At 47.4% G+C, this 24,397-nt stretch carries 29 protein-coding genes; 16 read left to right on the forward strand and 13 right to left on the reverse strand.

Going from position 1 to position 24,397, the window contains the following annotated elements; genetic code table 11:
- Positions 1-281: 281 nt before the first annotated feature.
- Complete coding sequence (locus ACQ661_RS11010; protein ID WP_369742942.1) at positions 282-737, reverse strand: flavodoxin domain-containing protein; 456 nt, start codon at positions 735-737, stop codon at positions 282-284.
- A 52-nt stretch (positions 738-789) separates the two neighbouring features.
- Positions 790-2,193 (reverse strand): diguanylate cyclase domain-containing protein, encoded by a 1,404-nt coding sequence (locus ACQ661_RS11015; protein WP_431668331.1) that lies wholly within the window; start codon positions 2,191-2,193, stop codon positions 790-792.
- A gap of 230 nt (positions 2,194-2,423) precedes the next feature.
- On the opposite strand from ACQ661_RS11015, the gene ACQ661_RS11020 reads away from it, so the two are divergent.
- Genes ACQ661_RS11020 through ACQ661_RS11040 form a run of 5 tightly spaced genes read left to right on the forward strand, consistent with a single transcriptional unit; the run spans position 2,424 to position 7,843 of the window.
- Entirely contained in the window at positions 2,424-4,874 is a 2,451-nt protein-coding gene (locus tag ACQ661_RS11020; RefSeq protein WP_431668332.1) for a M1 family metallopeptidase, read from the forward strand.
- Positions 4,874-5,401 (forward strand): DUF6702 family protein, encoded by a 528-nt coding sequence (locus ACQ661_RS11025; protein ID WP_431668333.1) that lies wholly within the window; start codon positions 4,874-4,876, stop codon positions 5,399-5,401. The genes ACQ661_RS11020 and ACQ661_RS11025 overlap by 1 nt, the downstream gene beginning before the upstream one ends.
- Before the next feature lie 21 nt (positions 5,402-5,422).
- A complete protein-coding gene (locus ACQ661_RS11030; RefSeq protein ID WP_110075770.1) occupies positions 5,423-5,881 on the forward strand; it encodes a hypothetical protein in 459 nt (152 codons plus the stop codon).
- The gene (locus tag ACQ661_RS11035) at positions 5,878-6,996 is read left to right on the forward strand and encodes a PQQ-dependent sugar dehydrogenase (RefSeq protein WP_431668334.1); all 1,119 of its coding nucleotides are present in this window, start codon (positions 5,878-5,880) and stop codon (positions 6,994-6,996) included. The genes ACQ661_RS11030 and ACQ661_RS11035 overlap by 4 nt, the downstream gene beginning before the upstream one ends.
- Before the next feature lie 19 nt (positions 6,997-7,015).
- The gene (locus ACQ661_RS11040) at positions 7,016-7,843 is read left to right on the forward strand and encodes a S1/P1 nuclease (protein ID WP_431668335.1); all 828 of its coding nucleotides are present in this window, start codon (positions 7,016-7,018) and stop codon (positions 7,841-7,843) included.
- On the opposite strand, the gene flgN is transcribed toward ACQ661_RS11040, so the two are convergent.
- From flgN to flgA, 3 genes are all read right to left on the reverse strand, one after another.
- Positions 7,840-8,295, reverse strand: coding sequence for a flagellar export chaperone FlgN (gene flgN, locus ACQ661_RS11045; protein WP_431668336.1), 456 nt, complete (start codon positions 8,293-8,295; stop codon positions 7,840-7,842). The two genes, ACQ661_RS11040 and flgN, sit on opposite strands and share 4 nt — an antisense overlap.
- Positions 8,296-8,302: 7 nt before the next feature.
- Positions 8,303-8,572 (reverse strand): flagellar biosynthesis anti-sigma factor FlgM, encoded by a 270-nt coding sequence (flgM, locus tag ACQ661_RS11050; RefSeq protein WP_219968240.1) that lies wholly within the window; start codon positions 8,570-8,572, stop codon positions 8,303-8,305.
- A gap of 66 nt (positions 8,573-8,638) precedes the next feature.
- Complete coding sequence (gene flgA / locus ACQ661_RS11055) at positions 8,639-9,400, reverse strand: flagellar basal body P-ring formation chaperone FlgA (RefSeq protein ID WP_110075765.1); 762 nt, start codon at positions 9,398-9,400, stop codon at positions 8,639-8,641.
- Between the two features lie 153 nt (positions 9,401-9,553).
- On the opposite strand from flgA, the gene flgB reads away from it, so the two are divergent.
- Genes flgB through flgL form a run of 11 tightly spaced genes read left to right on the forward strand, consistent with a single transcriptional unit; the run spans position 9,554 to position 18,821 of the window.
- The gene (flgB, locus tag ACQ661_RS11060; protein WP_431668337.1) at positions 9,554-9,961 is read left to right on the forward strand and encodes a flagellar basal body rod protein FlgB; all 408 of its coding nucleotides are present in this window, start codon (positions 9,554-9,556) and stop codon (positions 9,959-9,961) included.
- Positions 9,962-9,974: 13 nt separating this feature from the next.
- Positions 9,975-10,379 carry a flagellar basal body rod protein FlgC gene (gene flgC, locus ACQ661_RS11065; protein WP_110075763.1) on the forward strand — a complete coding sequence of 135 codons (405 nt, stop codon included), beginning with the start codon at positions 9,975-9,977 and terminating at the stop codon, positions 10,377-10,379.
- Complete coding sequence (gene flgD, locus ACQ661_RS11070) at positions 10,379-11,053, forward strand: flagellar hook assembly protein FlgD (RefSeq protein ID WP_313933293.1); 675 nt, start codon at positions 10,379-10,381, stop codon at positions 11,051-11,053. Before flgC ends, flgD begins: the two co-directional genes overlap by 1 nt.
- An 11-nt stretch (positions 11,054-11,064) precedes the next feature.
- Complete coding sequence (gene flgE / locus ACQ661_RS11075; protein WP_110075761.1) at positions 11,065-12,249, forward strand: flagellar hook protein FlgE; 1,185 nt, start codon at positions 11,065-11,067, stop codon at positions 12,247-12,249.
- 6 nt (positions 12,250-12,255) lie between these two features.
- Positions 12,256-12,999 (forward strand): flagellar basal body rod protein FlgF, encoded by a 744-nt coding sequence (locus tag ACQ661_RS11080; RefSeq protein WP_110075760.1) that lies wholly within the window; start codon positions 12,256-12,258, stop codon positions 12,997-12,999.
- 14 nt (positions 13,000-13,013) lie between these two features.
- Entirely contained in the window at positions 13,014-13,796 is a 783-nt protein-coding gene (gene flgG / locus ACQ661_RS11085) for a flagellar basal-body rod protein FlgG (RefSeq protein ID WP_110075759.1), read from the forward strand.
- A gap of 12 nt (positions 13,797-13,808) precedes the next feature.
- The gene (locus tag ACQ661_RS11090) at positions 13,809-14,492 is read left to right on the forward strand and encodes a flagellar basal body L-ring protein FlgH (RefSeq protein WP_431668338.1); all 684 of its coding nucleotides are present in this window, start codon (positions 13,809-13,811) and stop codon (positions 14,490-14,492) included.
- Positions 14,493-14,518: 26 nt separating this feature from the next.
- On the forward strand, positions 14,519-15,622 hold the full coding sequence (locus tag ACQ661_RS11095; RefSeq protein ID WP_324186768.1) for a flagellar basal body P-ring protein FlgI: 1,104 nt from the start codon (positions 14,519-14,521) through the stop codon (positions 15,620-15,622).
- Positions 15,622-15,942: a rod-binding protein gene (locus ACQ661_RS11100; RefSeq protein WP_110075757.1), complete on the forward strand. Its 321-nt coding sequence runs from the start codon at positions 15,622-15,624 to the stop codon at positions 15,940-15,942. Before ACQ661_RS11095 ends, ACQ661_RS11100 begins: the two co-directional genes overlap by 1 nt.
- Before the next feature lie 57 nt (positions 15,943-15,999).
- Entirely contained in the window at positions 16,000-17,607 is a 1,608-nt protein-coding gene (gene flgK, locus ACQ661_RS11105; protein WP_110075756.1) for a flagellar hook-associated protein FlgK, read from the forward strand.
- A 17-nt stretch (positions 17,608-17,624) separates the two neighbouring features.
- A complete protein-coding gene (flgL, locus tag ACQ661_RS11110) occupies positions 17,625-18,821 on the forward strand; it encodes a flagellar hook-associated protein FlgL (RefSeq protein ID WP_110075755.1) in 1,197 nt (398 codons plus the stop codon).
- 41 nt (positions 18,822-18,862) lie between these two features.
- Here the strand turns inward: flgL and fliR are convergent, their stop codons facing one another.
- From fliR to ACQ661_RS11150, 8 genes are read right to left on the reverse strand one after another with little or no spacing between them, the layout of a single operon-like run.
- Positions 18,863-19,648: a flagellar biosynthetic protein FliR gene (gene fliR, locus ACQ661_RS11115; RefSeq protein ID WP_153826514.1), complete on the reverse strand. Its 786-nt coding sequence runs from the start codon at positions 19,646-19,648 to the stop codon at positions 18,863-18,865.
- 8 nt (positions 19,649-19,656) lie between these two features.
- The gene (gene fliQ, locus ACQ661_RS11120) at positions 19,657-19,926 is read right to left on the reverse strand and encodes a flagellar biosynthesis protein FliQ (RefSeq protein ID WP_110075753.1); all 270 of its coding nucleotides are present in this window, start codon (positions 19,924-19,926) and stop codon (positions 19,657-19,659) included.
- A gap of 9 nt (positions 19,927-19,935) precedes the next feature.
- Entirely contained in the window at positions 19,936-20,679 is a 744-nt protein-coding gene (gene fliP / locus ACQ661_RS11125; protein WP_313933291.1) for a flagellar type III secretion system pore protein FliP, read from the reverse strand.
- Positions 20,679-21,047: a flagellar biosynthetic protein FliO gene (fliO, locus tag ACQ661_RS11130; protein ID WP_153826515.1), complete on the reverse strand. Its 369-nt coding sequence runs from the start codon at positions 21,045-21,047 to the stop codon at positions 20,679-20,681. Before fliO ends, fliP begins: the two co-directional genes overlap by 1 nt.
- Before the next feature lie 4 nt (positions 21,048-21,051).
- Entirely contained in the window at positions 21,052-21,453 is a 402-nt protein-coding gene (gene fliN, locus ACQ661_RS11135; RefSeq protein WP_110075750.1) for a flagellar motor switch protein FliN, read from the reverse strand.
- Positions 21,443-22,558, reverse strand: coding sequence for a flagellar motor switch protein FliM (gene fliM, locus ACQ661_RS11140; protein ID WP_431668339.1), 1,116 nt, complete (start codon positions 22,556-22,558; stop codon positions 21,443-21,445). The genes fliN and fliM overlap by 11 nt, the downstream gene beginning before the upstream one ends.
- A gap of 9 nt (positions 22,559-22,567) precedes the next feature.
- The gene (locus ACQ661_RS11145; protein WP_162014505.1) at positions 22,568-23,059 is read right to left on the reverse strand and encodes a flagellar basal body-associated FliL family protein; all 492 of its coding nucleotides are present in this window, start codon (positions 23,057-23,059) and stop codon (positions 22,568-22,570) included.
- A 36-nt stretch (positions 23,060-23,095) separates the two neighbouring features.
- Positions 23,096-24,388, reverse strand: a complete 1,293-nt coding sequence (locus ACQ661_RS11150) for a flagellar hook-length control protein FliK (protein WP_431668340.1) — start codon at positions 24,386-24,388, stop codon at positions 23,096-23,098.
- Positions 24,389-24,397: the final 9 nt, after the last annotated feature.

Raw genomic sequence — 24,397 nt, forward strand, 5'->3', positions numbered from 1 at the left:
CTATATTTTAGTCTCGATCGCGTTAAGGATCTAAGAATATCTTTAGATCTTTTGTTTTGATCTTTTTTATTACTATTACTACTAGCTCAGCAATGTTTGTGGATAACTGAAGCTAAGCTAGGTTTGGTAAGGATCACAACGATCGGTTAGGGTGTGATTAGATCATGATCCTTTAGGTGATCAAGGTGTGTATAACCGGGCTAGTTATCCACAAGCGATCTTATTCACAGGTTAATACAGTGCGTATGTACAGGGTTCAAGCTAGGTTATACATGGTTTGATCACAGGGCTTGGATAAAATAAGGTAGCCATGTTGATGATTTTTCAATCGGATCATCGCATGACATATCTATTTCTAGGCGATCTAAAAGCTTTTTTGCGCCTAAAAGTTGTAGCATAGCATCGCAATCTTTACCTGCCTGGCAATAGGTATCGTAACAACTGTCACCCACGGCAATAACGGCATATTTGAGAGGGCTTAAGTTGGGTTTTTGCTGGCTTAGTTGCTCGGAAAAATCAAGCATGCTGTCACCATATTCACCGGCACCGTGGCTTGCCACGCAACATAACCAGATGCTTTGATCGGTCACTTCAGTGATTAATTCAGAGTAGCTTGGTTCATAATGCATCACGCTAGTCAGCCCTTGTTGTTCCAATAGGGCTGCGACTTCGTCAGCAAGGTATTCAGTATTACCAGAGGTTGTGGCTACGAGAATATGAATGGTAGGGAATGACATGCTAAAAGGCCCTTCTGTGCGTGCTAGATGTGTTGCTACATTAATTATTGCATTAATTAACGCATACTTTATCACGTCCGCTGGCTTTTGCTTGCTCTAACGCAATGAAGGCACGGTTTAATGCGGTGCTGGTCGTCTCACTCAAGTGAAGGCTAGTTACCCCAATATTTAGCTTAATTCGTAAGGTGACATGTTCATCTTTTACAAAGGGCATGTTCCGTCGAATTTTGTCTAAAATTTCAACTGCATTACTAACCGATGTCGAGGGCAACAAGACCCAATAAATGTCCCCATGTGAATGGGCAACTAAGCAGTGATGAGGTAAGTGTTGTTGCAACGCTGTAGCTACTTGGCTGATGACGGTATCGCCCGTAGAAAAGCCGCATTCAGTATTAATTTGCTGCAGTTGATCAATATCAATCACAGCGATACTCAATTCTTGTGTTGGTTTACGGTTAGCAATTAGTAAGTTAGCCGCTTGCTCAAAATAGTTAGCGGAGTAGAGACCGGTTTGTTTGTTGTAAATGCTATCTTGTTCTAAATCACGGTTACGCTGGTGTAAAGCAGGCACTGCGGTACCTAAATAACAGGTTACAGCCACAAAGTAGATAGCGATTTGGTAAATGATGGCATTATTGTCGAGAGCCAAAAAGTTGTATCCAGAAGAAATAACCACGGTGAGCAAAATCAGACTAAAAATAGTGCGAATGGTTTGTTCCGTAAATGCTATCCAAAATTGTGGAATAGCTACAAAGAAAATAAGCATACCAATAGATGGATGCGCAATCGCGTTATCTAGCAATAAAACTGTTACCACTGTTGTCAACAATGCGGCCAATTTGAAAATGTAAGGGCCCCATTGATTATTCAATAGGTAATCATGTTCAAAAAAAACATCCAGCCATGCTATTCGTTGTTTGGGTAAAAGGCGTCTAAATAACACAGCAAATAACGGGGTGATAACTACTACTCCAACGGCATCTCCAATCCAAAACGGTAGCCAAGCTTCAATAAAGGGCACGTCTGATCGTAAGGTGACCAATTCCCAAATCAATAAGGCTCCGGTAGCAGCTATTAAAGCGGCGAGCGTGTAGCATATTAGAATCATGCTATTTTTAGCTGGCAAACTATTTGTGAACACGTGTTTACTAATAAATTGAGCACTTAAACCAGCGAAAGCGTAGGCGCCCGTGTGCACCATAGCGAATAAGGTAGCGGTGGCTAGCTGATGGGGATCAAAGCGCCCCTGCAAGAGCCCATTTAGATCTAGAGATACGAAGAAAATAGCGCAAAAAACGGCAGGGAAAATACGTTTACCAAACACAAAAAATGCGGCTGTGGAAACCCCAGCAGGCAGATAATAGAGACTAATATATTGTGTATAGGACATGATGGCGGCACCGTAGAATAGTGCTACCCAAGATGCGAAGACGACTACTTGCTGTTTTAGATTCAAACTGACGCCCTAATCTGCTGAGTGTTTTTATTATTATTTATAACTAATTAAACCTAGCTGGCTTGAGGTTGCAAGCATTATTGAGTGGAATTTTAGCGGGATTACTAAATAGCTTCGATGAACGGCGATTTTTTACGCTCAAGTTAATGGTGCAGGGTGCCATTTGTTGATACATTCGTACGTACTTATTTCTTCTTTTATACGATGACCCAGCTAACGAGATAATAATAATGAAATCTACTCTGTATTGGTGTTCTGCGCTGGCTTTAGCGGCGACGCAATTATTTAGTACTGCTGCTTACAGTTCGGCAATTCAACAAACCAAAGGCACATTTGAAGATAAGTTTCGCCAACTCGATGAAGTGTTACCAACACCAAACGTTTATCGCAGTGCAGCCGGTGAACCGGGTGAGCAGTATTGGCAACAACAGGCCAATTATTCAATTAAAGTGCGCTTAGATGAAGAAAAGCGTCGCATAGATGCTGCTGAAACCATCACTTATTTTAATAATTCTCCCTACACCCTCAAATACATTTGGATTCAGCTGGATCAAAATATCTTTAAAAATGATTCGATGGCGGAGTTAACAGCTACCTTTAATAGTAAGCCTGATCCTAGTTTGGGTGGCGTGGATCGCCCTGCTCGAATCAGCTTGAACCAACTACGTCGGCAACAGTTTATGACCGACAACGAGTTAGGTTTTGCCATTAACAAAGTTGCGGATGGTCGTGGCAAAGCACTGGATTTTGTGGTGGTAGGTACCAATATGCGGATAGATTTACCGCAGCCACTTAAAGCCGGCGATAAAACGTCGTTGGCCATAGATTTTGGTTTCAACATCATCGATAGCGACACCGTAGGCGGACGCTCGGGCTATGAGCATTTTCCTGATGATGCGCGCGAAGGTGGCAACGATATTTTCTTACTTGCGCAGTGGTATCCGCGCGTAGCTGCTTTTACTGACTATGAAGCATGGACCAATAAAGAATTTTTAGGACGAGGTGAATTCACCCAAGAATTTGGTGATTTTGAAGTCACTATAGATGTCCCAGCAGACCATATCGTGTCGGCTACAGGGGTGTTGAAAAATGATCGTGAGGTGCTCACCAAAACCCAACGCGAGCGTTTAGAGCAATCGCGCAAAGCAAAACGTCCGGTCTTTGTAGTAACCCCAGAAGAAGCCTTGGAAAACGAGAAAGAAGGTACGGACAAGCGGAAAGTTTGGCGTTTTGAAGCAGAAAACGTGCGCGACTTTGCTTGGGCATCATCGCGTAAGTTTATTTGGGACGCCAAAGGCTATCAGCAAGGCGGTAACGTTCAACCAGAAGTTATGGCGATGTCCTTTTATCCAAAAGAGGGCGGCGAGTTGTGGGAAAAATATTCGACCGAATCGGTTATTCATACCATGGAAGTCTACTCTCGCTTTTCTTTTGATTACCCGTATCCAACCGCACAGTCAGTGAATGGCCCCGTCGGTGGTATGGAATATCCGATGATCACCTTTAATGGTCCGCGTACTATTTTACAGGATGATGGAAGCCGTACTTATTCGTTATCAGAAAAACGATTTTTGATTGGCGTGGTCATTCATGAAATTGGTCACATTTATTTTCCAATGATTGTTAATTCAGATGAACGTCAATGGACCTGGATGGATGAAGGTTTAAACAGCTTTTTGGATGGCGTTGCCGGACGTGAGTGGGATCCGACCATTCCATGGGGCGTTGAACCACGTTCAATCGTTGATTACATGAAATCAACCAATCAAGTTCCAATCATGACCCAGTCTGACAGTGTTCTTAATTTAGGGCCTAATGCTTACACCAAGCCAGCCGCAGCATTGAATATTCTAAGAGAAGTGATCTTAGGGCGTGAGTTGTTTGATTTTGCCTTTAAAGAATATGCACAGCGTTGGGCTTTCAAACGACCTACGCCAGCAGATTTTTTCCGTACCATGGAAGAAGCCTCAGGGGTTGATCTTGATTGGTTCTGGCGCGGTTGGTTCTACTCAACCGACCATGTTGATATTGCGCTAGATCGGGTTTACAAGTTACGTCTTGATACCCAAGACCCAGATATTGATTGGGAGCGTCGTCGTCAAGAAGAGGCCGATAAGCCAACCTCGCTGTTTGTGCAACGCAATCAGGCTGAAGGTCGCAAAACATGGGTAGAACTGAATCCAGATGTGCGTGATTTTCATGATGAGAATGATCGTTTCACCGTCACCAATAAACAACGGAATGCCTATCAGAGTTTCTTAGACAAACTAGAGCCGTGGGAGCGTAAGACCTTTGACCGTGCCATTGCTGAAGATAAGAACTATTATGTACTAGATTTCAATAATCTAGGTGGTTTGGTGATGCCTATTTTACTGCAGTGGACGTACACTGACGGTAGCCAAGACAGCATGTACATTCCTGCTGAAATTTGGCGGCGTAATGCTAAATCAGTGAGCAAACTGATTGTTACTGATAAAGAAGTTTTAGAATTTGCGGTCGACCCAAATTGGGAAACAGCAGACGTAGATATCGAGAACAACTATTATCCGCGTAAGATTATTCCTTCACGTATTGAAGCGTTTAAAGCAACTCGTGGTCAGGATCATATTTCTCGCGATATCATGCAAGATGCTAAAACCAAACTAAAAACCAAAGAAGCTAATGAAGAAGAGCAGGATTAATGCCATTCGTGATCTTACGTTGGTTGCTAGCGGTAACTAGCGTTTTTATTCTAAGTTTAGCTATTATGGCGGTGAGCACTAAAGTTAGTGCTCACCAACTAAAAATAGCCAGTACTACAGTGCTGTTTAACGAACGTACTGGCAATATTGAAATTATGCATCGGTTTATTTTGCATGATGCCGAACATGCCGTGCGTGATTTGTTTGATCGTAAAGCGGACATTCATCAGCGTGAGGCAACTCGTCAGCAATTCGCAGATTATGTGATGCAAGCCTTTGCACTAGCGGATCATCATCAGCAGCAGTTACCCTTAATGCGGGTGGGGCACGAGATTCAAGGCGTTAATTTTTGGGTGTACCAAGAAACTCCGATCCCAGCTGATTTAACGCAGCTACAGATTAAACATAAAGCCTTGCATGATTTATGGCCAGACCAACAGAATCTTGTCAATGTGGAAGGTTTAGGGGCAGTAAAAAGTGTCATTTTTACTGCCGAAAGTGATTGGCAAGCTGTTCAATTAAACTAGTTAACCTGCTTGGAGGCAGCTATGGCACGCATCATGATAGCTTTTGCATTGGCAGTTATCGGGGCGGCTTTAGTTGCCACTGTCATTCAAACTCAATTTAATTTAGCAGCGTTAGTGGCGTTATCCGTACCTATTGATTTAACTGTACGGATGCATGCAATTAGCCATGATTTACTGCATTTTGGTCCTATCATTGCGTTAATCTTTATTCCTACCTTTGCCATTGCTTTTGTGGTGGCATATTGGCTTAGCGTTAAACTAAAAGTGGCTGAACGTTGGTGGTTTATTCTAGCCGGAGGCGTTGGCTTAGCTGTCGCTTTTACCCTCATCGATAGTTTAGCCCCTATGCCCACCTTAATCGCAGCTAATAGAACCTTGTTAGGATTTATCTTAATGAGTAGCTGTGGTGCCTTTGGTGGCTGGATTTTTGATAGGTTATGGCATCCTCGGCCGCAAGAATTATTGGAGGAATTGCCATGAGTAGATTGCTACAAGCTTTATTAGTAAGCTTAAGTATGGTTCTGTCGGCGGCAGCGACGGCGTCACAGCAAGAACCACAAGCACCACAAGTGCAGGTCACACCTAAGGTGCTAGCAAAAGGGTTACACTATCCTTGGTCGATGGCAGAGTTACCGGAAGGTGGATGGTTAGTAACTGAGCGCCCGGGTAACTTAGTGTATTTAAATCCCCAAGGGCAGCGCATGCACATTCCCTTAGACTTGCCTGATTTGTACGCCACCGCTCAAGCTGGTCTGTTTGAAGTGCTGCTTACCCCTGATTTTGAGCAATCGCGAGAGCTGGTGCTGAGTTATTCTTGTGGTACTGAGCAAGCGAATAATACCTGCGTAGTTAAAGCCAAATTATCACCACCGAATGCCGCTGGTTATGCATTATCTGCATTACAGAATATTTTTACTGCGCTACCCAAAAAAGAAGGTGCCGCCCATTTTGGTGCCCGCATGACTTGGCTTGGTGATGGTAGCTTGTTGGTGGCTTTGGGGGATGGCTTTGTTTATCGAGAACAAGCGCAAAATTTACAAAACCACTTGGGTAAGATTGTGCGAATTCTGCGTGACGGCAAAGTGCCGGAGGATAATCCCTTTACCCACACACAAGCTCCCGAAGTTTATAGTTATGGTCATAGAAACGTGCAAGGTTTAGTGTTTGATGCCGAGCGCAATAAAGTGTGGCAGCACGAACATGGCCCTAAAGGTGGTGATGAAATTAATGATATTGTAAAGGGCGGCAATTATGGTTGGCCTATGACCTCGTTTGGTAAAGACTATACCGGTGCTTTAGTGAGCCCTTATAATGATTTACCTGGGGTAAAGGCACCGCTTTACCAATGGACACCATCGTTAGCTCCGGCTGGTTTAGCCCTGTATCAGGGTGATTTACTCGTTAGCCATTTAGCTGGAAAGAGGTTACAGCGTTTGCGTTTAGTGGATGGCAAATGGCATCTCATAGCTGAATATCTAGTAGCACAACAACAGCGCTTACGCGCGGTAATGGTTGCCAAAGATGGTCGTGTGCTGGTGCTAACGGATAGTAACGAAGGTGAATTGTGGTCGTTAGATTTAGATATTCAGCAATAACAGAAAGATGAGGTTATATATGCAGTCTGTTTATTACCAGTTAAAACACCTCAGTGCGGCATTAATTCTGTCATTAAGCCTAGGTTTCGTCAGTTTAGTAAGCAGCCCAGCGCACAGTTACGGAGGTATTGGGCATGATGCTTTTTGCCAACTAGCATTTGATTTGAGCTCGCCGAAAACACAACAAGTGTTGCAGTCCTTTGCGGATCAGCATCCTGATTACGAAGACTTCGCCAGTATGTGTAATTGGGCCGACAACATAAAAAGTAATAAACGCTGGGACTGGGCTAAGCCGCATCATTATGTGAATTTTGCTCGTGGAAGTGCCAAGGTAACGGCTGCAGACTGCGCTGCTAACGGATGTATTTTATCAGCGATTCAACATCATTATGATGTGCTTAAACACGATCGCACAGATTGGATTGCCTTGGCTTTTTTAGCGCACTTTATTGGTGATTTACATCAGCCTATGCACGTGAGTTTTGCCGATGATCTCGGGGGTAACAGAGCACGCTTGTCCTACTTTGATGAAGCAACCAATTTACATCGGTTGTGGGATACCCAAATGTTAATGCAACGCGGTGGTAGTGATAGTAAAGCTAAAGCAAGTGAGCTGCTGCGCGGCTTAAGCCCTTTAAAACCAGCGGCTATCGATGCTGAGCAAACGTTGGCGTGGGCGAATGAGTCAGCAGCAATTACTCGTCGTATCTATTCAAACTATCGTGCTGAACAGAAACTAGGCCAGAGTTATACCGACCAATGGGGACCCGTGCTAGAACAACGCATGCAACAAGGAGCACAGCGTTTAGCGGCCGTATTGGACGAACTTTATAGCGATTCGTTTTAAGCTTTAGAGTTAATTCTAGATGGGGTTTTGAATTGATTGCCGTCTGCACCATAAAGTGAACCGCTGGTGCCGGCGGCATCTTGCAAAATATTCAGCATGTGCTGATTGTGATGCAAGCGGTGCTGAATTAATTCACCGTTGAGTTGGTTTAATTGGGCAACCCGCTGGGTTGTAGCTAGCAGTTGTTGCCAAACCTCAGCACAACCAGCCGCTGCTGCAGCTGCTTTAGCGCCATCAGCATCATTACTGTAGCCCAGTTTTTGTTGGGCTTTACGGCGCTGAGTTTCTGCTTGTTCAAGCTGCTGTTGCAGTTCTTGTTTCTGTTGTGCCAATACTTGCAACTGTTCACCGTTGATAGTGCCAGAACTTAACTCACGCTGCTCCTGCTCCAATAACGAGAGAAGATCTTGCAGGCGCTGCTGTTGTTGCGTTAAGTGTTGGCGCAAACTCATACCTTAATTAAACCTCGTCGGTCAGGCTTTTCAGTAAGCCTTCAGCGATCTTGTCAGCATTCATCGAGAGGCTACCATCGCGAATGGCTTGACGAAGCTCTTCAACGCGGACCATATCAATGTCTTGGCTGGCATCTTGCGCTGCCGAACTTAAATGGGTCACCACATCAGCATGAGCCGCAGGCGCTGCGGTATCAGCTTTCTTTGTGGTTGCTTGTGAACGACTAGACTCAGTTTGAGTTAAGTTGTTCAGTGATTGAAATCCGTTAACTTTCACGGCTATTCCCTCGTTTTATCATGCACTACATGGTTTATCGGCATCTGCTGGTAATTCTTTAACCTATTATAGTGCTTTTGCCGTACCTTTACCTGTTACTAACACTTGTATGATGCGTTGATTATCTAATTTTACTCTAATTCTGTCACCTACTGCGGCAGTATCCATGGCTTTACCGCTACGAGTAATTACAAAGCCGGGACCTTCTGCGGTGATGATAATGTCGTCACCAAAGCGAATTACTTGAGTGGCTTGCAGTAAATTTTCTTGAATAATAGACCCTTTACTTAAGCTGCGGCGAAGTGTTTGCCCTAGCAGTTGGGGATGATCTTGTAATTGGCCTAATACCGCATGCCGCGGTAAGCGCTGCAGCGGCCCAGTGACTACGTCAATATGCTCTGATTGTAAGGGAGTTCCTGCGGCAAGCTCTGCTTTTGTCACCCAATAGCTACCGATAACCTCAACCTGAAGTTGCACAAATTGCTGGATGGCAGTGGGCGCACTTTCAGCGCTTGAATTACTGCACATGATTTTTACCATCACCCGACCCGTCAATCGCTCTGGCACACGAGTAAATTGCGCCAGAGGCTGGTCATGATAGCTACTGGTGCAGACACGAAGGCTGGCTAAACTAGCGCTTGAGCTAAGTAGACTGATGTGATGCTCGGAGCTACCCAGCGGCAGTTCTTCACGAACCAAGGTCGCAATAGCTTGTTGAATGATTGGCGGCAACAAAGATTCGGTCAGACTGGTGGCCTGACTCGAGGGTACGTAAGCAAGCCAGAGAGTGGCCCCAAGAAAAACTATCGCACGCAATAAAATAAGCATACTCACAAGGTGATGATGGATAACAGCTGCCTAGATTATAGCCATAAGCATGCTTTGAGATGGTTAGAATTGGCGTTAAAAAAAGCGCTTATTCATCGCTTTGGCTTGCCCTAAAGCGCAGTAATCTGCTTGGTGTAAAGGAGGGTCTCTTTGATGATCGATAAGTTAACGAGTGCATTACAGTTTCAGCAACAAGCGTTGGCCTTACGGCAGCAGCGCCAAGAAACCTTAGCCAGTAATATCGCTAATGCTGACACCCCCAATTATAAAGCGCAAGACTTTAACTTTGCTACGGCCCTAAAACGGGCCACAGCTAGTCAACCGGGGCCAGTGCCGCTAGCAAAAACCCATAGCGGCCATTTGAGCTTAAGCAATGCTCATCAAGCTCCAGTAGCTATGCAGTATCGCGTTCCTGCGCAATCGCGCCTTGATGGCAATACTGTGGATATGGAAATGGAGCGCGCTCAGTTTTTAGATAATTCGTTACGTTATCAAGCAGATATCCAATTTTTAGATGATCGAATCACAGGCTTGCGTAAAGCCATGCAACCGGAACAATAACGGAGCTTAACGGATGGCTAATTTTTCAATTCTGGATATTTCTGGTTCGGCTCTCTCGGCGCAATCCCAGCGCATGAACGTGGCGGCCAGTAATATGGCTAATGCCAACAGTGTGGCTGGTCCTGATGGTGAACCCTATCGGGCGAAACAAGTTATTTTTGAACAGCAGTTGCAAGCCAACGGGGTAGGCGGCGTAAAGGTGCAACAAGTGGTTGAATCTACTGCACCAGCTCGACGAGAGTATCAACCAGGGCACCCGTTAGCGGATGAGCAAGGGTATGTCACCATGCCCAATGTCGATCCTGTTGCAGAAATGGTGAATATGATTTCAGCGTCGCGTTCTTATCAAGCCAACGTTGAAGTAATGAACACCAGTAAAGATTTGTTAATGCGTACCCTAACGATTGGTAAAGGCTAATGAACACCATCAATAACGCAGTATTAAACCAGGTTAATCAAACTACCCAGAACGCACAGGTGGCTTCGAATAGCCAAGAGATGCGCGATAACTTCATGACCTTGTTGGTTACACAGCTGCGTAACCAAGATCCATTGAACCCGATGGAAAACAATGAAATGACCTCGCAATTGGCGCAGATCAACACCGTCAGTGGTATCGAGTCCTTAAATGACACCATGCAAAACATCAACGGGCAAATGGAAGCCGCAAAAAACATGCAAGCGTCGGCCCTGATTGGTCGTGCTGTGCTGGTGCCTGGCGACCGTTTGTTGGTGGGTGGCGAAGTGGGTGATGTGACCCCTTTTGGTCTTGAGCTAAGCGCACCGGCTGAGAATGTCACGGTAAATATTTATAACGCTAGCGGTATGTTAGTGAAGCGAATGGATGTGGGCGCTGTAGGCAGTGGGCCACAATCATTCTCATGGGATGGGGTGATGGATGATGGCAATCAGGCGCCCGCCGGATCTTATAATTTTACTGTTGAAGCCACCAATGGTGATCAAGCAGTAACCTCTCAACGCTTTAATTATGCTCAAGTGATTGCTGTAACCATGGGTCAAGATGGGCCACGGTTAGATTTAGGCGGAATTTTAGAACCGGTGCGTCTTGAAGACGTTCGGCAAATTATTTAAGGAGCTCTATCATGGGTTTTTCTCAAGCTTTATCTGGTTTACGCGCTGCTGCTACCAACCTTGATGTGATTAGTAACAACATTGCCAACTCACAAATTGTTGGTTTTAAAAGCTCTCGAGCTCAATTTGCCGATATTTATGCCAACGCAGAAGTTGGTTTAGGTACTCGTATTGCCGGTGTGTTTCAGGATTTTAGCGACGGTAACATTGAAACGACCAACCGTACTATGGACTTAGCTATCACTGGGAAAGGCTTTTTCCGCTTCGAGCAGCAAGGTCAGATTCAATATTCGCGCAATGGTCAGCTTTCTATCGATAAAAACGGCTACATAGTGAATGCGCAGGGCGCACGCTTAACGGGGTATCCAGATGGCGTAGGCTTTGGTGGTCAACCGCAAGTATTGCAGGTGCCAGCGTCTGGTCTAGCAGCGAATGCTTCGACCGGTATTGAAGCCACGTTTAACTTGGATACCTCAACGCCCATTATCGATCCGGCTACCACGCCTTTTGATATGAACAACCCTGATACTTACAGCTATGCAAACTCGGTAACCCTTTACGATTCGTTAGGTAACCCGCATCAGAGCATGATGTACTTTACCAAGGTGGCCGATAACCAATGGCAAGTACGGATGTCACGCGATGGTGAATTAGCGCCAGAAACTGGTGTACTAGATTTTGATGCCAATGGCCTGTTGGTTACTCAAACCGATATGGATGCCTTTACTTTTACCCCAGGTGAGGGTGCGGCTGATATGTCGATTGCGTTGGATGTGACTGGTACCACCCAGTTTGCAAACCAATTTGAGCTTACCGCGATTGAGCAAGATGGCTACCAGTCAGGGACCTTGATGCAAGTAGCAGTAAGCGAAAATGGTGACGTTGTTGGTACCTACTCGAACGAACAACAAGTAGTTTTGGGTACCATTGCCTTAGCTAACTTCCAAAGTTTAGAAGGCCTTCAATCTATTGGTAATAACGCGTGGATTGAAACGCAAAAATCAGGCGTGCCGATTGTGTCAGTTCCAGGAGAAGGCCAGTTTGGTGGCATTATGGCCGGTGCCGTAGAAGCCTCTAACGTAGACTTAACCCAAGAGCTCGTTGCTATGATTATTGCTCAGCGTAACTATCAAGCCAACGCTCAGAGCATTAAGTCGCAAGACGAAGCACTACAAACCACCATGCAGCTGAAGTAATAAACCATGGACGCCATTTTATATACCGCCATGAACGGCGCCCGGCAGACGCTCGATGAGCAATCGGTAGTAACGCATAATTTAAGTAATGCTTCGACCACCGGTTTTCGTGCGCAGTTGGCTGCGGCTAGGGCCGTGCCTGTGCAAGGTCCGGGTCCGTTGGATACTCGCGTCGCTGCGGTCACTACGACGGGTTTGTTTGATACCCGTGCTGGTGCCATTCAAACCACCGAGCGTGACTTAGACGTAGCTTTAGATCAAGCCAACTGGCTAGCGGTACAAACCCCAACAGGCGAAGCTTATACCAAACGAGGTGACTTGCAGGTAGATGCTGACGGCCAGTTGCTGGTGAACGGCATGCCGGTATTAGGTGATGGTGGTCCTATTCTAGTGCCTTTGGGCACCCAGCTAAGTATTGGCAATGACGGTACTTTGAGTGGGATTGGCCTAGGGGGTGATGCCAATGAGTTGGTGCCGCTAGATCGTTTAAAGTTAGTGCGGGTGGATCAACCGCAACAGCTAGAACGTAGCGCTGATGGTTGGTTTAGAAGCCCCAATGGCGGCGCTTTAGAACGTGATGAAACCGCCCAAGTTGTCAGCGGCGCGCTAGAGGGTAGCAACGTCAATACCATCGAAGCCATGGTGGCCATGATTGATACCCAACGTCGCTACGAGCTTAATATGAGCGTGATAAAGACTGCAGACGAAACAGCTCAGCAGGCAAACAGCTTGTTGTCGGTGAAAGGTTAGTTAGGAGAATCGCAATGATTAAATCATTATGGACGGCAAAAACCGGTTTAACCGCCCAGCAACAACAGTTAGACGTTATCACCAACAACCTAGCTAACGTGAATACTGCTGGTTTTAAACGCTCGCGGGCAGTCTTTGAAGATTTGCTTTATCAAAATATGCGCCAACCAGGTGCGATGAACAACGCTCAAGACGAATTACCGTCGGGGTTGCAGGTGGGTACCGGGGTGCGAACCGTTGCCACCGAGCGCCTACACACCCAAGGTAGCCTAAACAACACCGAGAACTCGCGCGACCTGGCCATCAGTGGCAAAGGCTATTTTCAAGTGTTGATGCCCGATGGCAGTATTGCCTACACCCGAGACGGTAGCTTTCAGATCAACCAAGATGGGCAAATGGTTACGGCCAATGGATTTCCATTAGAGCCAGCAATTTTTCTACCAGCGAACGCCTTGAGCGTCACTATTGGTCAAGACGGTATTGTTACGGTCACTCAGCCGGGTAACACCCAAAGCGTGCAGGTAGGTCAAATTTCTCTGGCCATGTTTATGAACGACGCCGGGTTAGAGGCTCGTGGTGGTAACCTTTACGTGGAAACTCAAGCGTCTGGCGCTCCAAACGAAGCACTACCAGGTTTTAATGGGGCTGGTACCTTGTATCAAGGCTTTGTTGAAGCATCTAACGTTAACGTCGTAGAAGAAATGGTCAATATGATTCAAACCCAGCGAGCCTATGAAATTAATAGTCGCGCCATTTCTACGAGCGACGAAATGCTGGCGCGTTTAGGTCAACTGTAAGGAATGAGCACCATGATGCGCGCTGGTAAGCTGGCAATCAGAGCTATGGCAACTGTGGGATTTTTAGGCCTGGCGGCTTGCAGTTCATCGCCACCTGAACCCAAAGTTGTTGAGCCTTATCAGCCTATTCATATTCCCGAGTATGCCCAAGCAGAAGCGAATGGCTCGATCTTTCAAGCGCAACAGGGCTATGTTCCTTTGTTTGAAGATCAGCGTCCCCGCCGAGTCGGTGATGTGATTACCATAGTGCTAGAAGAACAAGTGAGTGCTACTAAAAACTCATCCTCGCAGACTTCTCGAAGCAGCAATATGGGGTTGGATTTAGAAGGCTTACCGGAAGCTTTAGAGCAGTTAGCTGAATATGGCTTCACCGTTGGTAGTGCCAATGATTTTGCCGGGTCTGGCGGCTCCAGTGCCAGTAATCAATTTTCTGGCATTATTACCGTACAAGTTACGCAAGTATTAACCAATGGTAATTTACGAGTGCGTGGCGAAAAGCAGCTCGCAATTAACCAAGGCACCGAGTACATCCGTTTTTCTGGGATTGTGAATCCACGCAGTATTAGTGGACAAAACAGCGTCACTTCTACAGCTGTCGCAGAAGCGCGATTGGAATATTTAGGTGATGGTTATATCACCGAAGCGCAGCAAATGGGCTGGCTACAACGCTTTTTTAATTATATTGCGCCGTTTTAACAGCAGCATATAAGCAGGATAGAAGAATGAAGATGCGACAGTTTTGGGTAGCTTTAGTAGCACTGGCACTCTTGATGCCAACCGTGCACGCCGAGCGCATTAAAGATCTTGCTGATTTTGCCGGCGTTCGCACCAACAGTTTGGTGGGATATGGTCTCGTTGTAGGGCTTGATGGTTCAGGTGACCAAACCATGCAAGCGCCGTTTACTGGCCAGAGTATGACGAACATGCTAGCTCAGTTAGGCGTTACTATTCCACCGGGCACCAATATGCAACTACGCAACGTTGCAGCAGTAATGGTGACCGCGACCTTGCCAGCTTTTGCACGCCCCGGGCAACAACTTGATGTGGTGGTGAGCTCCATTGGTAATGCCCGTAGTTTGCGCGGTGGCACCTTGTTGATGACCCCCTTGAAGGGTGCAGACGGGCAAGTTTATGCGTTAGCCCAAGGCAATCTGCTAATCAATGGCGCCAGTGCTGAAGCACAAGGCTCGTCAGCGCAAATCAATCAACAAGCCGGTGGTCGTATTAGCGCCGGTGCTACCGTAGAGCGTAGCGTCGCACTGGATTTGGATCGTACCCCGCGCAGTCTACAGCTTAATTTAAAGCAGGCAGACTTTACCACCGCGTTGAACATGGTAGATACCATCAATAGTGACTTTGGTTACCCAGTAGCACAGGCCATTGATGGGGGCACCATTCGCTTAGAGAGCCCTGCTGATACAACCGACCGCGTGCGCTTTATGGCGCGCATTGAAAACATTGATGTCTATGCTGGCCCAAGTGATGCCAAAGTGGTGTTTAATTCACGTACAGGCTCGGTGGTCTTGAGTGGCCCGGTAACACTTCGTCAAGCAGCGGTAGCCCATGGCAATTTAACCGTGACCATTGCCCAGCGTAGTCAGGTGAGCCAACCGCCAGCGCTTAGTGGTGGTGATACCGTGGTTACCGAAGGTGCAGATATAGCGATTAGCCAAGAAGGTGGTGCACTGCAAGTGGTTGAAGGCACAAATCTTATGCAAGTAGTGCAGGCGTTAAATAGCTTGGGCGCAACTCCTAGTGATTTAATGGCGATTCTGCAAGCGCTCAAAAGCTCTGGTGCATTACGGGCTGAATTGGAGATTATTTAATGGCTGATAGTAACGCAATAAGCCAGTTAACCCGTGGCGTGGCCATGGATGTGCAATCGTTAGACTCATTAAAAACGGCCAGTAGGCATCGCCCAGAGCAAGCGGCTACCGAGGCTGCGCAGCAGTTTGAAGCCTTATTTATTCAACAGATGATGAAATCGATGCGGCAAGCGGGCGGCGAGTCAGAGCTGTTTAATAGTAACGCGATGCGCACCTATACCGATATGTTTGATCAGCAACTAGCGAGCGAGATGGCCGCAGGTAAAGGGATTGGTTTAGCTGAGCAGTTATTACAGCAACTTCAGCAAAAGCCACGCTAAGCACTTAAGTTTATGCCGCTGCTGCCGATACCATAGGCATCAGTAAAGGGAGCAATTATGAGTATTTTTGCCATTGGCTTAAGCGGTCTTCGAGCTGCTCAAAGTGGATTGTTTGCCACCAGCGGTAACATCAGTAATGTGGGTACGCCCGGTTACAATCGTGAGTTAGTCCAGTTAAGCGAAAACCGCGCAGCTGGAGTTTTAGTGAATGGGGTTGAACGCCAGTTTAACCAGTTTGTGGCAACTCGACTCAATGCCGCAAGTGGCTCATTAGCATCCTTTGAAGCCTATCACACTCAAGTTAAGCAGATTGATAATTTGCTATCGGACGAACGCGCAGGCTTGGCTCCGGCCATGCAAGAGTTCTTTAAAGCTATTGGCCAGGTGAATAGTAACCCAGCAGATCCAGCCGCTCGTGCGGGTGTTATGGGTACAGCCGGCACCTTAACCGCACAATTCCGCTCCTTTGATAATTATTTAAACGACATTGAGCGCAACATTGGCAATGAGATCACCTACGAGGTGAACAGCATCAATTCACTCAATACTCAAATTGCTAGCCTCAATAAAGAAATTTTGTTGGCCCGCAGCGGTGGTACCGAGGCTCCCAATAGTCTCTTAAACCAACGCGATCAGTTGGTGCATGAGCTTAGCCAAAAAATGGACGTGCGCGTGTATGAGCAGTCTTCAGGCTCTTACAGTGTCTCAATGAGTAATGGCCTACCGTTAGTAGCCGGCGATAAAACCTATGAGCTTGAGGCGCAAACGGACCAAGCAGATCCTACCCGGTTAGCGATTGTTTATACCAATGCTACAGGGCAGCCTATTCAGTTACGAGAAAACGTATTTAGCCGCGGCTCGCTGGGTGGGTTACTGGAATTTCGCTCAGAAAGCCTCGATACCCTTCGTAATCAGCTAGGCCAGATGGTTGCGGTGTTTGCCTCAGCAATGAACGAGCAGCATCAACAAGGGGTGGATTTAAATCAGGACCCGGGCCAAGCGATGTTTAGTATGGGCAGCCCGCTTACCTACAGTCATAGCGCTAACACTGGCGATGCTACCGCCACCACAACAATTACCGATGCAACGGCACTGTTAGCCACAGATTTTGATGTGCAATTAGGACCAGATGGCTATCAAGTGACTCGTCTAGATAACGGTAAAACCGTGCCAGCAACCTTTGATGCTGCTACTAATACGTTATCTTTTGCGGGCGTGGAGGTGAGTTTTGCTGGGGGCGCAGTAGCCGAAGGTGATCGCTTTAAAGTACGGCCGCTGGTAAACCAAGCGAAGAATTTCGAGCTGGAGCTTGAAGATGGCTCACAGTTTGCAGCAGCCCAGTCGAATGCCAGTGGCGATAATAGCAATAGCTTAGCCTTACAAGAGCTACAGAATCAGCTGTTGGTGGAAGGTAAAGGCACCTTTAATCAAGCCTACGGCAGCATGGTGAGCACCTTGGGTAACCAAATCAATGTGGTACAAGCTAACATGGCGGCCCAGCAAGGCCTAACCGAGCAACTTTATGCGCTGCAGCAATCTGAGTCTGGGGTCAACCTAGATGAAGAAGCCGCTAATTTGATTCGTTATCAACAATATTATCAGGCTAACGCAAAAGTCATCGAGACCGGTTCCACCATTCTCGATACCATTTTGTCGTTACGTTAAGGGTTGGGAGCAAGTAGATGCGTATTAGTACCATGACCATGTACAACCAGAGCAATACCTCGATGAATCGGCAGCAAACTGAGTTTCTGAAGATCTCGCAGCAAATTGCCAGTGGTAAGCGAATAGTCAATATTTCTGATGACCCGCAAGCCATGACCCAAGCCATTAATATTCAGCAATCTAAAGCGGTAAGTGGCCAGTATGACCAAGCTCGAATTGGCGTGCGCAACGCGCTATCGCAAGAAGAGAGCGTTTTGAACAGCGTCAGTGATGTGTATAGCCGCGCTAAAGAGCTGCTGATTCAAGCCTCTAGCGATACCATGTCGGATGCCGACAGGGCTTCTATTGCGAGCGAATTAGAGGGGGCTTATCAGTCCTTGTTAGGGTTGGCTAATACCCGTGATGGCAATGGCCGCTACTTGTTCGCCGGGTACCAAGACGATAGCCCAGCTTTTGCTGCTGGCGCTGATGGAGCCGTGCAATACGTAGGTAACGACCAAGTTAGACAACAAAAAATAGATGGCGATAGACTGGTTGATGTGGGTCACATCGGGGCCGATATTTTTGATCGTGTGCATAGCAGTGCTAACTACCTTGCTGATGCCCCGCTTACAAACCAAGGGACATTAGAATTTGGCAATATCGCCATTACCGACGTTGATGCGGCGGGTTTTGGGGACGCTTTTGACATTGAATTTGCCGACAATGGCGGCGCCATGCAATACCGTGTTAATGGCGGTGCTTGGGAAGATTACACCGATCCTATGACGGTTTCTTTAGCCGGCGTGGCGATTGAGTTAAAAGGCCAGCCAGCTGCGGGCGATAGCTTGCGCGTGGCTCGAGGAGCTGAAAATAATACCAATATTTTCCGCACCTTCGAGAAAGCCATGGCCGTGTTAGATGCTCCTGCTACGGATGCCTCCAGTAAAGCTACCCGAGCTAATACCCTGCGTACCGTGATGCGCGAGTTTGATAATGGCCTAGACAACGTGCTTACTACCCGTGCAGAGGTGGGTGCGAGCTTAAATGAATTGGATGCGTTAGATGCTATTGCTGGTAATCGGGAACTGGCTTACGAACAAGCATTATCGCAACTGGTTGATTTAGATTATGTCGAGGCGGCTAGTCAGTACAGCGTGCGGATGGTGGGTTTACAGGCCGCGCAAAAAGCCTTTGTTGATATGAAAGGAATGAGCCTGTTTAACTTCCTGTAAGTTGTTAAACAAGGAGCAAACTCCAAGCCAAACTCAATAGCTTATAACGCCATGCTGGTGAGTACCTGCTCTAGCATGGCAAACCCCTGCTCAAATAGCCGCCGTAAATACCCGCCAAGCTCAGTCATCAATACCGTTAATAACACCAAACCCAAGGTCAACGACATCGGAAAGCCCACCGAAAATACGGTAAGCTGTGGCGCAGAACGATTCAATATACCTAAGGTAAGGTTAACAATAAGCAGTGCGCCGAACACCGGTAAAGCCAGTAAAATACCAGAACTAAAGATGACCATGCCAAACTGGGCAATCAGCAAAAAGGCATCAGCGTTCATGCCCAAGGTTCCGACTGGTAACAAAGTAAAAGAGCGAGCGAGAACTTCTAGCATCAATAAGTGGCCGTCTAGGGCTAGGAACATCAAGATGGCAAAGGTATAGAAGACGCGCGATAAGATCATGGTGTTGGCGCCGCTATCGGGCGAGAAAAAGGTCGCGAACGCTAACCCCATTTGTAAGCCAATGTATTCACCTGCGGCCTGCACCACGGCAAATACAACTTGCATCACTAAACCTATGGCGACGCCAATAATCAGCTGTTCGATGATGATACCAAAGCTGGCCCACGAGAACAGCGGCACGGCTGGTAGCGGTGGTAGTACTGGGCTAATAATCACTGTGAAAATCAGCGCTAAACCAAGTTTAACTCGGTTGGGCAGGCTTGAATGACTGAAGATAGGGGCTATCAATAAAAACCCAGTAAAACGGCAAAATGGCCATAAAAACAGGCTAATCCATTCTTGTAACTGCGCAAAAGAGACGGTAATCATGACCGACCCTATTGAATCATGATAGGAATATTAGTGAAGAGGCGCGTGGTAAAATCAATAATCAACTGCAATAAGTAGGGCCCGATCATAATCAAAACAGCTAATACACCAAGTATTTTGGGGATAAAAGATAGGGTCATTTCGTTGATTTGGGTGGCCGCTTGAAACAAGCTGATCAACAAACCTAAAAGCAACGCTGTAAGCAGCAGCGGGCCCGCTAGATAGAGACACACCAGCATCGCTTGGTAGGCAATGGTCATGACTGTTTCTGGGGTCATCGCCGGCTCCTACAGGTAAAAACTGTTGGCTAAACTGCCAATCAGTAGTTGCCAGCCGTCAACCAACACAAACAGCATTAGCTTAAACGGCAACGAAATGGTTGCCGGCGGGACCATCATCATCCCCAAGGCCATCAGCACACTGGCAACCACTAAATCGATGATTAAAAAGGGAATGAAAATAGTAAAACCAATTTGAAAAGCGGTTTTTAGTTCGCTGGTAATAAAGCTCGGCACCAGTACGTGAAAAGGCACGTCTTGAGGACTTTCTAAGGGCCCGACATTCGCCAAGTTCGCAAATAACGCTAAATCCGGCTCGCGCGTTTGTGCGAGCATAAACTCACGCAATGGGCCGCCAGCTAACTCGATAAATTGCTCAAATCCGATAGCATCTTGGCTAAAGGGGAGCCATGCAAGTTCGTAAATTTGGCTGAACACCGGCTGCATAATAAAAAAGGTTAAAAACAATGCTAACCCCAGCAGCACTTGGTTAGGCGGTGCTGATTGCGTACCCATCGCCGTACGCAGCAAGCCAAATACGATAATAAGCCGCACAAAACAGGTCATCATTAAGAGTACGGCGGGTAAAAAAGTAAGGCTAGTTAAAAACAGTAAGGTTTGCAGCGACAGCGACCATTGTTGGCCGCCATCTTCAGTTGGGCTAGTAGTTACCCCTGGGATGCTCTGCGCAATGGCGTCGAGCGGCAGTAACAGGCTACCTAATGCAACAACTAAGACCACCCACCAACGCATCAGTCGTTATCCTTGGTGGGGTTAGCAACGCGAGAATTGGCAGCCTGAAAACGAGCGGCAAAGCTGCTTAGTTGAGTTGCAGGAAGAGCCTGCGCTGGCATTTCGTGTAATTTATTGATGCCGTTGTTGGTAACGCCAAGCACCAACCAAGTGTCTTTTACAGCGACAATGACAACACGTTCGCGTTGACCGATAGCCAAACTACCAACCACCTGCATTAAGCCTGGTTGGCCAACACTTTTACCTGACAGCTTACGAAACACCCAAGCGCACACCAAGATCACCGCAATAATAAATAACAAAATCAGGGTTACCTGGCCTAAGAGGGCCATACCGGTGGCTAATTCGGGTGCGTCGGTACTTTGCATCAGCTTAACGGTTTAACTTTTGTACACGCTCAGACGGCGTGACGATTTCGGTAATTCGGATACCGTATTTATCGTCTAACACGACCACTTCGCCTTGTGCGATTAAGTAGCCGTTGATCAGAATATCCATCGGTTCGCCAGCAAGACCATCTAGCTCTACCACTGAGCCTTGGGCTAATTCTAGCAACTGTTTGATGGTGATCCGGGTGCGCCCAAGCTCTACGCTTAGCTTGACTGGAATATCCATAATGATGTCGAGCTCGTTCATGGCTGAACTGGCAGCTGCACTACTATCCAGTGGTTTAAATACGCCGGCATTATCACTCGCCGCACTGGCTTGCTCTTCGTCTAGGGCATCAGCCCATGGGTCTTGTTCGTTGTTAAACGAATCGTCTTTATTCGTCATCAGATGTCTCCTTGGCGCGCAGTGGTGTGAATACACCTTTGCGGCTATCTCGCAGAATAGATTGAGGGAAGCGGTGATTATCTAGCATTTGCTTCACTTTCAGCGCTCTATGTTCATCAATGGTACCAAATTCACATTCCATGATAGGCAATGAGTTAACCGTAGCCATCACAGTGGCCGGTAGCTCAATGGGTAAAATATCGCCTGGCTTCAATGACATTACTTGGGGTAAGCGCAAGGGAATTTCGACAAAGTCGGCGATGACTTCAACACTAGACGATTGTAGTTCATGAGTGATGCGTTGGCGCCAAGCTTTGTCGTTTGAATTACCACCAATGTCCGCGCGAAGGTTACTTAGCTTGTCGCGCAGTGGCTCGACCATGGCATACGGCATACAGATTTTAAAGGTGCTTTCTAAATGCCCGACTTCTAAACGGAACGTCGTGGTCACCACAATTTCGCTGGGTGAACTGGTGATGGCGGCGAACTTAGGTTGTACTTCTGAGCGAATGAAGCTGATTTCTAACGGATGCACAGCACGCCACGATTCTTGATAGGCGTCGATAGCTAAATTCAAGACTCGATTGATGATTCGCTGTTCGGTGGCGGTAAATTCTCGCGCTTCGTTGCGCGTCATAAACCGACCATCACCACCAAACAAGTTCTCGACAATAATACTTACCAAGGCATGGGGAAACACCACCAAGGCACTGCCGCGCAGCGGTTTCATCGAGATGATATTGAGGTTAGCCGGTGACGGGGTCGCATCAGCAAAATCACTGAAGCGCTGATAGCGCACCGAATCCACCGTGATATCTGCGTTACGGCGCAACAAGTTAAACAAGTTCATGCGAAATTGCCGGGCAAAACGCTCATTGATAACTTCTAAGGTATGCAAGCGCTCGCGCACAATACGAGCCTGTGACCCCGGGTCGAAAGGCTGCTGCTTGACCTTCTTGCGCTGCGGCTGCGCACTTTTAGCGGTACTTGCGGACACATGGTCAGTAGCGGTAGAGCCGATCTCGTCGGCAACTTCCGCTTCTGGTTCTATAGCACTGATAAGAGCATCAAGCTCTTCTTGTGACAGGTGGTGTCCGCTACTCATAACTTCTTCTTATTGAACAATAAATTCTGTGAACAAAACATCGTTGATGAGAATTTCTTCATCGCCCGAGTAAGGCTCGCTCAAAGCCTTGGCTATGTTGCTAGCCAGGGTTTTTTTGCCTTCAGATTTAGCAATCTGTTCTGCTTGCTGACCTGATAATAAGACCAGTAAGCGGTTGCGTACTTGCGGCATGTTTTTAGTGAGCAATTCTTTCATTTTCTCACTAGGTAACTCTAGCGTTAATCCGGCATAGAGCAAGCGCGGACCATACTGATCGCTGGCTAAGTTCACCGTAAACGGCGCAATATTTAAAAATACTGGCTCGATTGCTTCTGGTTCTACATGCCCTCCGGCGACAGAAGCCGTTGCGGCGATGTTTCGAGTATCCCAAAGCAAATACGTATTAAGCGCCATTACCCCAATGAGGAGCACTTGCAAGACCATCATGATTGGAGAGCTCTGTCCCGCCGTAGCCGACTGAGCGTCATTTTTTCGCGCCATGTTATCTACCTTTTCTATCATCCATTAGCTGCTTGCTTAGGCGTAAGTATCAACTGCGCCTGAAGCAGACGCAGCAGTATGCCGAGAATTTGCTTCTCTGTCAGTATTTTCGGCCGCAGTGGCGATTTCTGCAGGGTTAATTTGCGAGTTATTTCGCCCCTGGTCACGATCTTGTTGCGCAAAGCCAGCTGCAGACTGGCCGGAACCAGCAAATTGCTGTGCGGTACTAGCGTGGTTAGATTGCTCGCTTACTTGCGAGCCCTGTAACTGAATTCCCTGATTTGCCAAAGTATCTCGTAGCTGTGGCAAGGCTTGCTCTAACGCTGCACGCACAGCACCGCTGTGAGTGAGGATGGCCAGCTGTGCTTGATTGCGTTCATCCAATTGCAGTTGCATCTGTAGCGGACCAAGCTCTGCGGGATGAAGCTTTAGCGTCATCTGTTGGCCGTTGTGCATCACCATCTGCACCATTGATTGGCTTAACTGGTTAGCCCAAGCTTGAGAACCTACCGATGCAGTTAGCTGGGCACTGCTGGTGCTTGCGCTCGATAAGTTACTCGCATCGGTTAACATCACTTGAATAGCAGGTGCTGTCAGGGTCGAGCCTGCTGCCGCAGGAGCCGCAGTGCTGGCAAGTGTGCCCGTAGCCAGTTGTGGTGAGGCGTTATCCGCAGGTGCTAGTGCTTGATTGCTTTGGCTAGCTAACGCTGCTGTCACAGAGTTAGCAACACTAGAATGGGGCGCTTCGGTTGTGGCTGCCGCATGGGTTGCGGAGAGGGCTGCTGATAGTGTTGGCTTAGCCCCTGCTAAATCACTCGCAGTCGCGCTAGCAGCTGTTAAAGCTCCCGACACCTGATTAGGTTTGGCAGTCTTGCTTGCGACATGATTTGCAACATGGCTTGCTGAGATATTCGTAGCCTGTTGGGTACCAACCAGAACCGCTGGCGATAATGAGTTAGTGTGAGCAGCCGCAGAGGCGAGTGCTAGTACAGCGGTCCCGCCTTCGTTCGCAGCCAGGGTCTGCGCGAACAGAGTCGCAGCAGGTGCACCTGATGGATTCCCCGTTGCCAGGTCTGCTGCAACACCAAGGTTTGCCAGTAAGGCCGGCGCTGAAAATTGCGGTAATTGGCTGCCAGAGCGGGCCACCTGTTGCGTTAGATCTGGGTTCTTGCTGGTGGCAGTTTGGGCCGGCAACTGTAAAGCAGCGAAAAGCCCAGCAAAACCACTGTCGGCGCCAGTGCTGCCTAGCTCAGTACCACTGGCATCTTTAGTGCCGGTAGTACGAGGGCTAACAGGCACTGCTGCGATAACCGAAGATATTTGTACCATGGCCGTTCC

The sequence above is a fragment of the Pseudidiomarina sp. WS423 genome, from assembly GCF_050750165.1.
GTDB classification, from domain to species: Bacteria; Pseudomonadota; Gammaproteobacteria; order Enterobacterales; family Alteromonadaceae; genus Pseudidiomarina; species Pseudidiomarina fusca.

Bases quoted from the DNA above. Each gene is read 5' to 3' on its own strand.
- ACQ661_RS11010 (WP_369742942.1), bottom strand. From the start codon at position 737: ATGTCATTCCCTACCATTCATATTCTCGTAGCCACAACCTCTGGTAAT.
- ACQ661_RS11080 (WP_110075760.1), top strand. From the start codon at position 12,256: ATGGACGCCATTTTATATACCGCCATGAACGGCGCCCGGCAGACGCTC.
- flgA (WP_110075765.1), bottom strand. From the start codon at position 9,400: ATGCTTATTTTATTGCGTGCGATAGTTTTTCTTGGGGCCACTCTCTGG.
- ACQ661_RS11040 (WP_431668335.1), top strand. From the start codon at position 7,016: ATGCAGTCTGTTTATTACCAGTTAAAACACCTCAGTGCGGCATTAATT.
- flgE (WP_110075761.1), top strand. From the start codon at position 11,065: ATGGGTTTTTCTCAAGCTTTATCTGGTTTACGCGCTGCTGCTACCAAC.
- flgB (WP_431668337.1), top strand. From the start codon at position 9,554: ATGATCGATAAGTTAACGAGTGCATTACAGTTTCAGCAACAAGCGTTG.
- ACQ661_RS11100 (WP_110075757.1), top strand. From the start codon at position 15,622: ATGGCTGATAGTAACGCAATAAGCCAGTTAACCCGTGGCGTGGCCATG.
- flgG (WP_110075759.1), top strand. From the start codon at position 13,014: ATGATTAAATCATTATGGACGGCAAAAACCGGTTTAACCGCCCAGCAA.
- flgN (WP_431668336.1), bottom strand. From the start codon at position 8,295: ATGAGTTTGCGCCAACACTTAACGCAACAACAGCAGCGCCTGCAAGAT.
- ACQ661_RS11020 (WP_431668332.1), top strand. From the start codon at position 2,424: ATGAAATCTACTCTGTATTGGTGTTCTGCGCTGGCTTTAGCGGCGACG.
- ACQ661_RS11090 (WP_431668338.1), top strand. From the start codon at position 13,809: ATGATGCGCGCTGGTAAGCTGGCAATCAGAGCTATGGCAACTGTGGGA.
- flgK (WP_110075756.1), top strand. From the start codon at position 16,000: ATGAGTATTTTTGCCATTGGCTTAAGCGGTCTTCGAGCTGCTCAAAGT.
- fliN (WP_110075750.1), bottom strand. From the start codon at position 21,453: ATGACGAATAAAGACGATTCGTTTAACAACGAACAAGACCCATGGGCT.
- flgL (WP_110075755.1), top strand. From the start codon at position 17,625: ATGCGTATTAGTACCATGACCATGTACAACCAGAGCAATACCTCGATG.
- ACQ661_RS11030 (WP_110075770.1), top strand. From the start codon at position 5,423: ATGGCACGCATCATGATAGCTTTTGCATTGGCAGTTATCGGGGCGGCT.
- flgC (WP_110075763.1), top strand. From the start codon at position 9,975: ATGGCTAATTTTTCAATTCTGGATATTTCTGGTTCGGCTCTCTCGGCG.
- ACQ661_RS11035 (WP_431668334.1), top strand. From the start codon at position 5,878: ATGAGTAGATTGCTACAAGCTTTATTAGTAAGCTTAAGTATGGTTCTG.
- fliR (WP_153826514.1), bottom strand. From the start codon at position 19,648: ATGATTACCGTCTCTTTTGCGCAGTTACAAGAATGGATTAGCCTGTTT.
- ACQ661_RS11095 (WP_324186768.1), top strand. From the start codon at position 14,519: ATGAAGATGCGACAGTTTTGGGTAGCTTTAGTAGCACTGGCACTCTTG.
- fliP (WP_313933291.1), bottom strand. From the start codon at position 20,679: ATGCGTTGGTGGGTGGTCTTAGTTGTTGCATTAGGTAGCCTGTTACTG.
- fliQ (WP_110075753.1), bottom strand. From the start codon at position 19,926: ATGACCCCAGAAACAGTCATGACCATTGCCTACCAAGCGATGCTGGTG.
- flgD (WP_313933293.1), top strand. From the start codon at position 10,379: ATGAACACCATCAATAACGCAGTATTAAACCAGGTTAATCAAACTACC.
- ACQ661_RS11150 (WP_431668340.1), bottom strand. From the start codon at position 24,388: ATGGTACAAATATCTTCGGTTATCGCAGCAGTGCCTGTTAGCCCTCGT.
- ACQ661_RS11025 (WP_431668333.1), top strand. From the start codon at position 4,874: ATGCCATTCGTGATCTTACGTTGGTTGCTAGCGGTAACTAGCGTTTTT.
- ACQ661_RS11145 (WP_162014505.1), bottom strand. From the start codon at position 23,059: ATGGCGCGAAAAAATGACGCTCAGTCGGCTACGGCGGGACAGAGCTCT.
- fliO (WP_153826515.1), bottom strand. From the start codon at position 21,047: ATGCAAAGTACCGACGCACCCGAATTAGCCACCGGTATGGCCCTCTTA.
- fliM (WP_431668339.1), bottom strand. From the start codon at position 22,558: ATGAGTAGCGGACACCACCTGTCACAAGAAGAGCTTGATGCTCTTATC.